The following is an 11,691-nucleotide window of genomic DNA, read 5'->3' on the forward strand; positions in this document are numbered from 1 at the left end:
CTCAGACTCGACGTACGCCGCGAGTATATGGAGAACAGGCATTCTTGAACTGCCGCACAAGTCTCGGCACGGCGGTCGTTGGAGCCATGGGCACGCGTCTCTCTGTTATGAAAAAGCTTGTCGAACAAACATCATTCGAAACGCGTGATCGCATCGGTGACGCACACCAAATGGATAGTCCAAAATAGCCAAAATGACTAGCCCGTTCGATTAACTCGGCGAGATTAACAAGTAATATTACCGGCCACTACCAGACAGTTCAATATCGTTTCAAAGGTAATGGCGAGCGCACGACGGTTAGCTTCGATCGAGGAGTAATTGTTTCTTATTTTTCTTGAGGCAGGAAATTATTGCGCTGCATGCAGCATACGGCCAGACCGTAATGATTTTTAAATGAATTCGTTCGCTTAACAATTAAAAATTAGTGAATATGTTCTCTTTGGTCTTGATGCAAGCTAATCCATCCATGCGGCAGCGCATACCAATACGTGCTTCGTCTTAGCAAACGCCGCAGGGTAACTGCGGAGCTGATCGATGACGATGACCCTCGGTGCCGGGTGATTGCGCAATATCCTTTTAAAGAATCGCTGGGCTGCCGAGGTATCGCGGTGCTTTTGCATGATGATGGCAGGCGGGAAACGGTGGCCGCGATAGATGAACTAGGATTTCATCTGACTGGCTTACCGATGTTCTCGCTAACTTGACAGTGCCCAATCGGCCTGTCGCATCGCGCGCCGGTCAGGCCGATGGGCGAATCATCTCGAACGTGTCGCCAATGCCCAGATAGTCGCCGCGATAGCCGGCGCGCATGACGGGATTGGCCGCAACGGTATCGAACAGGCCATCCTTCAAGAAGGCCTTGCGGATATGCACGCCGACAACCTGGCCCAGTACCAACCAATTATTCAGGTCCTTGCCGTCCAATCCCTTGAGCCGCACGATCTGCAGCAACTTGCATTCGAGCGATGCCGGGGCATCGGCCACATGGGGCACCTGGACGTTCCTCCCCGCACCCTTCGCAAGCCCGGCGAGATCGAATTCATCGACACCATGCGCCACCGGCGCCGCGCTCTGGTTCATCTGCTCCGCCAGTTCCGCGCTGGTCAAGTTCCAGACAAACTCCCCCGTCTCCTCGATATTGCGCAGGCTGTCCTTACGCCCCTCACTTGAAAAACCGATGACATGCGGGAAGCTCGCGAAGGCGCCGAAGAAACTGTAAGGCGCCAAATTGACGTTGCCGGCCTTGTCCTGCGTCGAAATCCAGCCGATCACCCGTGGGGCCACGATCGCCTTGAACGGATCATGCGCCAGGCGATGTCCTTCGTCGGGATGGTAAAAATGGACATCGTCGGCTTGCTCGGCATGCGTCATGGTCGGTTCCTTTCAGCGGTAACATCAATCAAAGTATGAAGAGACGGCTCACATCGCGCGTGTCAGCCATCACGTTCGCATCGTAGACCAACCGGAAATAACGTGCGCGGCCCCGCGCGCCCGCGGCAGGGCAAACCCATGGGTACGCATCAAGAATGCCTTCGCGCGTGGACGAATCAACCAGGACGCGCCCGCCACGTGCATCGCCGTCATTTACCCATCCTGCCTGATCAAGGCCCCTCACACAGCGTCAGGCGCCTCGCGCCGCCGCCCGGCGGGTGTCGTCGATGGCGGCACGAAGTCCGTCGAAGACCGCCGGATGTAACGATTGCGAGACATTGAAGCGGAGGTAATCCGGCGCTCTCCGGCCAACGCTGAAGACATCACCCGGCGCCAACACGATGTCACGATCCAGCGCCCGTCGCGCTACCGCCGCCGCGTCCAATCCGTCGGGCAGTCGCGCCCAGACGAACATGCCGGCTTCCGGACGTAGCCATGGCGTCAGTCCGGCCCGTTCGAGCCGACGCAGTGTCTCGCCGATGGCATCGGCGAGTCTGCCACGCAGGCTGTCCAAATGCCGTCGGTAGGTGCCATCCTGCAATAGCTGCGCGACCAGTGCGGCCGATACGCCGCCGTTACCAAAGGTGGTGGCCAGTTTCAAGTCGACCAACGCGTCCACCAGGTCCGGCCTGAGTACGATATAGCCACATCGCGCCGCACCCGACAGCGTCTTGGAAAAGCTGCCCAGCACGATCACCCGTTGCAGTGCATCGAAAGCGGCATAACGCGGCGCGGGACGGTGCTCGAAGTCCGCGAAGATATCATCCTCGACAATGGTGACGCCGTGCGCATGGGCCGCGTTGAGCACCTGATGCGCGCGCACCGGTGTCAGGATCGCACCCGTGGGATTCTGCACCGCCGAATTCGTCAGGTATAAGCGCGGCCGCTCCTGGGTGGCAATTCGCGTGAAGACCTCCAGGTCCGGGCCATCCGGCGTCACCGGCACGCCCAGCACCCTGACCCGATGCACGCGCAACAGCGCCTGGAAATTGAAATAACAGGGGTCGTCGACGAGCACCGTATCGCCGGGAACCACAAGGTAGCGGCAAAGCAAATCCAGGGCGTGTGACCCTGAATCCGTCAGCACGATCTGCTCCGGCGCCGCAGGCACACCGTTTTTCGCGAGACGCTGACTCAGTTGTTGCCGCAACGCCGGTAAGCCGAGCGGCACACCGTATTCACTCAAGGTCTGTGTACGTCCACGGGACAAGGCGCGCAAGCCGCGCCGGATCGCCTCGTCCGGCATCCAGGACGCGGGCATCCAGCCGCAGCCCGGCTTCAACGAGCCCTCCGCGGCTTCCAGCGACTGCCGGGTTACCCATAGCGGATCGATTTCGCGCACCAGCTCCGGTGTTTCCGTGTGCAATGCCCGCACCGGGGCATGGCCCAGCACATAGAAACCGGAGCCAGGCCGGGATTCGATCAGGTCCTGTGCCAGCATCCGATCATAGGCCGTCACGACAGTCGCTTTCGACACCTGCAACAGGTGCGCCATCTGCCGCAGCGATGGTAATCGCTCACCCCGTGACAGCAGGCGCGCATCCACCCGTGAGCGAACCCATGCGATCACCTCGTCGATGCGCGTGGTGACACCCGCGCTCGGTTCGCTACGTCGTTGGGCCAGGATGTCCGGGGGCGCGCCCGCCGTTCCAGCCAGTTTGGTCAATCGATCCGTCATTCGAGATTCCCGCGACCCGCGCAACCTACGCACCGGGGCGCTCCGCAGTACCGTACTGCAACAAGGACCGGTACAGTTTTCTCCAATTGTACCGGTGTGTGTCTGGGCAACGCAACGCGATCGGCGCACGCTAGGCACTCATGTAGATTCGAACCAAGGCATTGCACCGACATGTCCCATTCCTCCTCCGCTTCCGCCGCCCCCATCGGACCCTTGTCGTCCGACGCACCGGCGACTACGTATGGCGCGCGCGCGCCCGGCGCGTCATTCTCCGCACGCAACAGGGATGTCGATATCCGCGTCCAAACGACGCCCGACGCGATCGGCGGATGGCTGAACGGCCTGCTTGGCATGTTGATATTCTCGGGCTCGTTGCCCGCGACCCGTGTCGCCTTGGCAGGTTTTTCCCCGACGTTTCTCACGTTTTCGCGCGCCTCATTGGCCGGTGTGCTTGCGTTGGCCGCCTTGTGGCTGACGCGTAGCCGGCGCCCCACCGTGGCGCAATGGACGGCGCTGGCGGCGGTCGCGCTTGGCGCGGTGGTTGGTTTTCCGTTGTTCACCGGCATCGCGCTGCAATCTATCACCTCGGCGCAAGCACTGGTATTTATCGGACTGCTGCCGCTGAGCACCGCCTTGTTCGGCGTGCTGAGGACGTCGGAACGACCCTCGCGGTGGTTCTGGATCTATTCCGTGTTCGGCGCGGCGATCATCGTTGGCTACGCGCTCCATCAAATGATCGGGCATGCGCCAGCCTCGCCTCGGGCATCGCCCGCGAGCGCCGCGGTGTTGTTGGGGCAGATGATGATGCTGCTCGCCATCATCGTCTGTGGCTACGCGTACGCGGAAGGCGCGCGCCTGGCACGGGATCTAGGCGGCTGGCAGGTCATCTGCTGGGCCTTGGTGCTGGCGCTGCCGTTCATGCTGATGGCCGGCTGGTTCGATCGCCCATGGTCATCGGGACCGCTGTTCGACACCATCGGTCTGCCGGGACTGCACGCGCACCGGACATCCAGCGCCCCGCCAACCTTCTTGCACTGGGTATCGTCGGTCCCCGTCGGCGCCTGGCTCGGCCTCGCCTACGTCTCGCTGTTCAGCATGCTGATAGGATTTTTCTTTTGGTATCGCGGGTTGTCGATGGGTGGGGTCGCGGCGGTGGGGCAATTGCAGTTGCTACAGCCCTTCGTTGGACTGCTCCTTGCCGGCGTGGTACTCGGCGAAACGATCAAGCCGTCGATGTTGTTCGTCAGCGCGGCCGTCGTCGGCTGCGTCGCGATGGCCCGACGCACGACCGCACGCAAGCGCAGATCGACCTGATCCGGCTGGAACAAACCAGTACCAGTGTGCCGCGATACGCCCGCGGCGCACTGGTATGATCGTAGGCACGTCCCGCCCTTCGCTGGATACTCACTGTTCACGATCTTGCCGTCCCACCCCGATCCTTCTCATCGCGCCCCGCCATCGCGTTGGCAACGTTGGAAAACGCTCCTGCAGACACGGCTCCTGCTGTCCCTGGTCGAACGTCTGCATCCGTCCGACGGACAGATCGCCCTGCTGTGGGCGGTGCCTGCCGGTATGGCTGGTGCACTGGCGACGCTCGCGTTTCGCGATACGATGGACAGCCTCGAACGCCTGATCTTTGGCCGCGACGGCGACATGGCCACTTTGGCGGCGCTGGTCCCGTGGCAAACGCGGATCATCGTGCCAGTGACAGGCGGCATCCTGGCGGGCCTGTTACTGATGCTGGCGCGGCGCTACACCGACAAGACGCGTCACTCGGACTACATGGAAGCCATCACGCTGGGTGAGGGTGTCCTCCCCGTGCGACAGACGCTGGTCCGCTCCGCGGCATCACTCTGCTCCATCGTCTCGGGTGCCTCCATTGGTCGCGAAGGCCCGATGGTGCAAATGGCGGCGCTCGCGGCCTCACTGATCGGACGAGCACGCCGCGTCTCGCCAGAGCGCCTGCGGACCATTGTCGCCTGTGGCGCGGCGGCCGGATTGACCTCGGCCTACGGCGCCCCTTTCGCCAGTGCCTTCTTCGTCTCGGAAATCGTCCTGGGCTCGGTGGTTGCCGAACGGATGGGCCCGTTGATCGTTGCCGCGGTCGTCTCGAATGTGACAATGCGCGCGCTCCCCGGCTACGCGTCGCTCTATACGCCGCCGGCCCTGCCCGAACTGGACACCATCCAGTTTCTGGCCTTTCCGCTGATTGGATTGGTACTTGGCTTTCTGTCGCCCTTGTTCATGGCGGCACTCCGCGGGGGCAAAACCGCATGGCAGGCGTTGCCGTTGCCGCCCGCCTGTGCGCTGCCGGTGCGTCTGGGACTGGGCGGACTGCTGGTTGGCACCATATCGATCTGGCTGCCGCAGACATGGGGAAACGGCTATGGCGTGGTCAACCAGCTAATGCATGTTTCCTGGCCCTGGACCACGTTGGTGCTGATACTGCTCTTCAAGGTGCTGGCGACGGTCATCTCGGCCGGATCGGGGGCCGTCGGCGGGGTCTTTACGCCCACGCTGTTCGTCGGTGCCGCGCTGGGTGCGTTATGCGCGAAGATACTGGCAGTGATCATGCCGTCGATTCATCCGGACACAATCACCTGTGTCATCGTCGGCATGGGCGCGTTCCTGGCGGCCACCGCCCAGGCACCCTTGATGGCCATCCTGATGGTCTTCGAGATGACGTCGAGCTATCAGATCATGCTGCCGCTGATGCTGTGTGCCATCGTTGCGTTTTTCGTCAGCCGTTCACTCACCGCCGATCCGATGTATTCGGCTACGTCACGCATCAACGCAAAACGCGCAGCGGACGAACGCGCACGTGGCACCCGCGTGCGCGAACTGATGAAAACCACCGAGCAGATCGTCGATGTCGACGCGTCGCTGGAAGCGGTCCGGCGCGTCTTCCTGGCGATGCCGGTCAAGTATGTCTATCTTGTGGATGCCAGTCACAAATTGTACGGTTTCGTCGCGCTCAGCGACTTCAACCAGCTCGTCGCCGCGGGCAAACTGAACCTCGACGCACCGGCAAAGGAAATGGCAACGTCCCATGTTCCCGTACTCTACCCCGACGACAGCGCCGCCGTCGCCTTGCAAGCGTTCTTGCGTCATGAAGGCGAACGTCTGCCTGTGGTGGCCTCGCCGGACGATCGGACTTTTCTGGGCGTCATCTCAAAAGCGGACTTCCTGAATCGGATCGAGTCGCTGGTGTAAAGGCACGCATCGATCAGACCTCCGACGATGGGTACTGCGCTCCGCAACAACGCTCAGGCGCACACGGCAATCGCTTCATGCGCGGTAATCACGCGATAATCTGAGAGAGCGACACCGTCCGCGACATCGGGTTCGATCACACCGCTCACACACCGTCGCTGTTCGATCGCGGAGGACATCGTCGCGAGAACCTCCTGGAGAATGGTACAGGTGTGCGATCCCAGCTCGCCCCTGTCTCGGTTCGGACTTCGTACGCGGCATCCAATGGCAGCATTGTCCTGGTGAGCCGCGCTTGATACGCGCCGTCCCGAATCAAATCGGCAGCACGTTTGCGAGCGGAGTCGACCCTCTCCAAGTACGTGACAAAGCCCGGTGCGACCTCGCGTGCGGCGTCGTGCAGCAGCACCGGCCCCGTGTTAATGAACAGCGCCTGTGCTCTTTCGCGCGTCACCAATGCCCGTTGTCCGCCATGGTAATGTTGACCGCCATCTTTACGCAGTCCGGCACCTGGACTAGCGGCACGCGTCAGCGCGGCAAGACCGCCGTTCGCCAGGCGCTCGTTACTCAACGACAACGCCCGTGCCATGATCGGCGACCCTGCTTGCGCGGCGAGCATATTGTTCGCAAGCGATCGGGTATCGCCCAGGACGCTCTCATGTGGCCCCCCCTCCAGAAGCGGCGACCACACCATATGCGAATCCGCCAGTAACACACCGTCGAATCCGCCAGGCAAGGCGTCGTCCATATCGATGTACAAACCACCGCGTTGGAACAACAGCAGATAGCGCGCGATGTCGGCCGCGCCGGCATAGATCCCGAGATGTGAAATGGCGCGGTAATTTTCCAGCGCGGCGGTAATCATCGCGAGGCGATCCGGATGACCGCGACAAAAGTCGCGCAGCGTTTTTTTGGTATCACGCCAGCGTTCTATCTGGATATGGCTGCGCTTGAAAGGCCAGATGCCGGATTTCAATGCATCCTCGGTGCCATCGCCGACTGGATCATGCGTATCGAGGATCAATGCGAACCGGTACCCGGACCGGCGTAACACCTTGGCGTTATGCCTTACCTTCTTGAGGTAATGCTTCGGCGGCGGAGCTCCAACCCAGAAGCTGAATGCGATTTTGGGAATGGGTCTCGCGTCAGGAAAGGTCTCCGCCACGCAGCGGGGACGAAACAACGTCAACGCCCCCATCATCGCGTCCGTGGGTGCGGACGAATCGATAGGGGTGTCATCGTCGGCGTCGCACCATTTACCCGACGCTGTATCGTATATGACGGGCTTTATCTCATGCTCACTCCGCACTTCGAAGAAAGCCATGTGAGAAGGCGTCAATATATTCGGACCGGATCGTACGGTAGCACACCCTGGAATGATCACGATCTCTTCGTTCGCCGATGCACGATGATCCGTTGCCTGCAACGTAGGAAGGCTTTCGCCGGCGTGCCAAAGGTTCCGGCGTGGCTCCTCGACGCGATAGCCCGTGCCAAGCATTGTCACGGGTGTCGGCAACTGTCTCAAGGCCGTTGCCGAACCCAGCTCCGTCGTGTCGGACGCCTCGTTTGTCTGTGCATGCTCGCAGCCGATGGCACTCGCGTCATTATCAGCGATGATGCCCGCGCGAGGCGTCCGCGTTTTTTCGTACGTTACCTGCATATCTTTATGGCCCTTCACCGTTGCCGATCTCCACTGCGAGTGTGCCGCGCGTTGCGCCAAACCGATAGAGCGCATCCCCTGGCCGATTAGCCAGTCTCTTATCACGCGATGCGATGCGGATCATGACGGCCAAGCGGACGCTGAAGAGGATTGGGCGTTTGCGCATGGCGTGCACGGGGCGTTGTGTTACGCTTTCAGTCGCGTCATGGGTAGCCGCTGTCGATCGTCGAGCCCCGCCTTCAGTGCACGCGCCGCGCCCGTAAGTCTTCCGACCTTAACGATGTTTCATCTGTCCCTTTCCCGCGATCGTCGCCAACATGGGTCCCTTGTTGACCAAGTGGTGGACGGAATCGCAGCGACGATCAACCAGCGCATTGTCCCCGCGGGCGCGACGCTGCCATCGGTGCGCGCATTCGCGAAACAACAGTCGTTGAGCCCCTATACCATTGCCGAAGCCTACCAGCGGCTGGCAGCAATGGGCTTGATCGTCGCTCGCGCCGGCGCGGGCTACAAGGTGGCCGATACGGGACTGGGTCAATGGCAGCCGCCCCCCGTTCCGCCACCGATGGACAACGCGTTGAGTGCCTCCTGGCTCTTGTCCGATGTGTTCGCCGACCGCCAGGTGCCGATCAAGGCCGGCTGCGGCTGGATGCCGGGCGACTGGGTGAACGATGCAGGACTGCAACATGCCTTGCGGCGTGTGAGCCGATCACCTGGCGCACGCATGGGCCGCTACGGGCATCCCTATGGCTGGGCCGCGTTACGTGAGCATATCGCCGCGACGTTACGGCGGTGGTCGTTGCGCGTAGATGCGGGTCAGATTCTGTTGACCCAAGGTGTGACCCAGGGTCTCGACCTCGTCGTGCGCACGCTGCTGCGGGCGGGCGACACCGTGTTGGTCGAAGACCCCGGCTATTGCAATCTGCTGCAGATCCTGAAGCTTGCTGGTGTCAACGTCGTCAGCGTGCCGAGAACCGTCGACGGCTTCGATATCGCGACATTGGAACAGGCGATAAGCACACATCGGCCAAAGGCGTTGTTCGTCAACACGGTGCTGCAGAATCCTTCCGGTACGTCACTGACCGTCTCGGCCGCGTTTCGTCTTTTACAGGCTGCCGATCGACATGGGATCTGGGTAGTCGAGGACGATATCTCCCGCGAACTCGCGCCGGCCGGCGCACCCATGCTTGCGGCAATGGCAGGCCTCGACCGAGTGATCTACCTGTCAGGATTTTCCAAGACCATCACGCCGGCAGTGCGGGTGGGGTACGTCGCCGCCTCACCGTCCGTTGTGTCGCAACTGGCATTGACAAAGATGGCCGTGGGCCTGACATCTTCCGAGATCACCGAGCGGGCCGTGGCGAACGTGCTGGTGGAAGGCCATTACGAACGGCACGTCGTGCGATTGCAGGAGCGGCTCGCGGCCGCCCATGACCGCGTCAGCCCCGCCCTGCTGGCAGCCGGGCTGAAACCGATGCATTTGCCACGCGCCGGTCTTTTCCTATGGGCGCGGATGCCGATCGCACCGGATCATGCGGTGGTGATCAGCGAACAGGCACTGGCGCGCGGCATCTGGTTGGCGCCGGGCACGTATTTTCGCCCTGGCGACGAGCCGTCGGCGTGGTTCCGGTTCAACGTGGCCACGTCCGACGATCCGGCATTGTGGACGTTCCTGCGAGAGATCATCGATACCGATTCAGGGCCGCGTCAGAAGCGGTAACCTAGCTCGATACCACTGACCCAACGCGAAGTCGGCATGCCGTTCGGCTTGACGAGTGGTTTGCCGGCGAAACCGTGATAGGAAACGCCGCCGAGCCCTGCGGAGCCGATGTAACCGCGAAAGCCGAGCACGGCGCCGACGAGGTGCCGCCCTGCAAGATAGCGCGAGGACGCGCCGCTGACATGACCGGCATCCACTCCCAGGTAAAGCTGCGCGCCGGTCTGGCCGATATGCCAGGCAAGATCGTTACGGACGAAAACCCCTTTCTCGGCCGCGAGTACGCTATCACTATCGAAACCCCTCACGGAAAAGCGATTGCCGATCGTCAGCATATCGATCGCGAGCAACGCCTGTTCCGTATAACGTCCATGCCAGACCGTGCTGAAAGAGAACGTCTGGCCGGAGACGCGAAACGGCCAGAGCAGACTCGCATCCACCAGCATCATGTCGTAGCGCGTCGTGCCAAAAACGCCGGTCGGGTCCGAAACCAAGCCTTCCGGTCGAGCCGATGCGGGGTCAGGCCGCGCGCCCAACCAACCTAAACCCTGTCGCCATGTCAGTGTGATATCGGCCTGCCCACGACCGATATAATGCCGATGCGACGCGAAGAGATCGAGCAGCGTTTCATTACGCCGCTGATTTTCGAGACGATGGCTATCGGCGAAATTATTGCCCATCCGCTTGCCGAGTCGGACCCCTAATGTCGTGACTTGCGACGCCGACCGCGATATGACACGCTGCAATCGGAAATCCGCGTACCGCATCTCGCCATTGAAGAAAAAATTCCGCGTGTTGGTAGGTATGTAAACAGCATACTTCGTCTGTCCGCCTGATACATCGAACGTCCAGTATCCAAAAGGAATGCTGAAACTTCCGCTCTGATGACGCACGCCCGATGGTCGGCGCCATAAGACATCCTGCAAGACCCTCGCCTCGAACGTTTCGTTCAGACCGAACAGATTGCTGACACTCGCGCCCACCGTGCCGCGATGTCGCCCCGTTCCCGCACTGCCGCCGTCGTCATACCCGACCTGGAACGAAAATGGCCGGGTGTGACGGACCACGAACACGACATCGCTCAGATTGTGCAGTTCCGTCACACCGCCGCGCGTCGTGTCGTCCCTGCCGCCGATTTGCATTGCGGCGTTCGCGCTGTCGCCCACAACCCCGTCCGCAGGCTCGATACGCATCGTCACACTCTGGCCGCGTGTGCGCATGATGCTCGAGAGACCTTGCTCCAGATCACGAATATTCAAGATGCGGCCAGCGCCGGTGGGAAACGCCAGCATCAATCCGGCACGTGGCGCATCCCCTTCAAAACGTACGGCGCGAATGACGCCGGGCGATAATCCGAGTACGAGCGTGCCTTTGCTGAGGTCTTGCGGCACCGGATGGGCACTCGATGTCACATATCCATGCTGCAACAATATACGGGTAACACCCGTAGCCAATGCCTGCACACCCTTCGGGCCGATGCATTGACCGGCATAGTGATCCACCCATCGCTGCGCAAACCTGAATGCCCCGGGCTCTCTGTCGGTGCCCCATTGCGAAACAGCATTGTTGTCTTGTGCCAATGCCGCATTCGGAGATGTACTCAAAACAATGCGTTCTATGGGCACGCAGCGCAATTCGACAGGCAGTGCCGGGTAGGTCGCAGGAGCACGGGTCTGCAAGCGCATTGAAGGTGCATTAAGTGCATGCTCTCTATCACGCGCCTCGCGCTCCTGCTCCAATCGACGTGCGTCTTCAGAAAATAGATCAGTACGTTCATTATGCGACTCGTCGCTTTCCACGGCGTTGACAGGGGAAGCCATTGCGAACGCCATGCAACCCGCAGTAATGATGCGGATGAACGCGCGCAACGGCTTTTCATAGTTCAACGCTATTTCATATGTAGTACATATCATTATAAAAGGGCCTGAATTGAAATACCGAAACCCCTCAATTGCAACATCAAAGCGACACGACGAACAATCCTGCCGTTTAAAT

At 61.0% G+C, this 11,691-nt stretch carries 7 protein-coding genes and 1 pseudogene; 3 read left to right on the forward strand and 5 right to left on the reverse strand.

Annotation, left to right across the window (positions count from 1 at the left end; genetic code table 11):
* Nucleotides 1-467 precede the first annotated feature (467 nt).
* The 3 genes and pseudogenes from WM40_RS28490 to WM40_RS01465 all read right to left on the reverse strand — a co-directional run.
* Nucleotides 468-626 (reverse strand): annotated as a pseudogene (locus WM40_RS28490) (DDE-type integrase/transposase/recombinase); the annotation flags it as partial.
* Between the two features lie 112 nt (nt 627-738).
* On the reverse strand, nt 739-1,371 hold the full coding sequence (locus tag WM40_RS01460; RefSeq protein WP_024905825.1) for a flavin reductase family protein: 633 nt from the start codon (nt 1,369-1,371) through the stop codon (nt 739-741).
* A 250-nt stretch (nt 1,372-1,621) separates the two neighbouring features.
* Complete coding sequence (locus tag WM40_RS01465; RefSeq protein WP_082102361.1) at nt 1,622-3,109, reverse strand: aminotransferase-like domain-containing protein; 1,488 nt, start codon at nt 3,107-3,109, stop codon at nt 1,622-1,624.
* Nucleotides 3,110-3,280: 171 nt separating this feature from the next.
* On the opposite strand from WM40_RS01465, the gene WM40_RS01470 reads away from it, so the two are divergent.
* Together WM40_RS01470 and WM40_RS01475 are read left to right on the forward strand one after the other, a co-directional pair.
* Entirely contained in the window at nt 3,281-4,423 is a 1,143-nt protein-coding gene (locus WM40_RS01470; RefSeq protein WP_082102362.1) for a DMT family transporter, read from the forward strand.
* A gap of 105 nt (nt 4,424-4,528) precedes the next feature.
* On the forward strand, nt 4,529-6,322 hold the full coding sequence (locus WM40_RS01475) for a ClcB-like voltage-gated chloride channel protein (RefSeq protein WP_052738114.1): 1,794 nt from the start codon (nt 4,529-4,531) through the stop codon (nt 6,320-6,322).
* Between the two features lie 145 nt (nt 6,323-6,467).
* Here the strand turns inward: WM40_RS01475 and WM40_RS01480 are convergent, their stop codons facing one another.
* Nucleotides 6,468-7,997 carry a glycosyltransferase gene (locus tag WM40_RS01480; protein WP_157685662.1) on the reverse strand — a complete coding sequence of 510 codons (1,530 nt, stop codon included), beginning with the start codon at nt 7,995-7,997 and terminating at the stop codon, nt 6,468-6,470.
* A gap of 262 nt (nt 7,998-8,259) precedes the next feature.
* Here WM40_RS01480 and WM40_RS01485 point away from each other — a divergent pair, with 262 nt between their 5' ends.
* On the forward strand, nt 8,260-9,699 hold the full coding sequence (locus tag WM40_RS01485; protein ID WP_046152019.1) for an aminotransferase-like domain-containing protein: 1,440 nt from the start codon (nt 8,260-8,262) through the stop codon (nt 9,697-9,699).
* Here the strand turns inward: WM40_RS01485 and WM40_RS01490 are convergent.
* Nucleotides 9,687-11,582 (reverse strand): ShlB/FhaC/HecB family hemolysin secretion/activation protein, encoded by a 1,896-nt coding sequence (locus WM40_RS01490; protein ID WP_052738115.1) that lies wholly within the window; start codon nt 11,580-11,582, stop codon nt 9,687-9,689. The genes WM40_RS01485 and WM40_RS01490 overlap by 13 nt on opposite strands.
* Nucleotides 11,583-11,691 lie beyond the last annotated feature (109 nt).

Origin of the sequence: Robbsia andropogonis (genome assembly GCF_000970345.1) — a bacterium.
GTDB lineage: Bacteria > Pseudomonadota > Gammaproteobacteria > Burkholderiales > Burkholderiaceae > Robbsia > Robbsia andropogonis.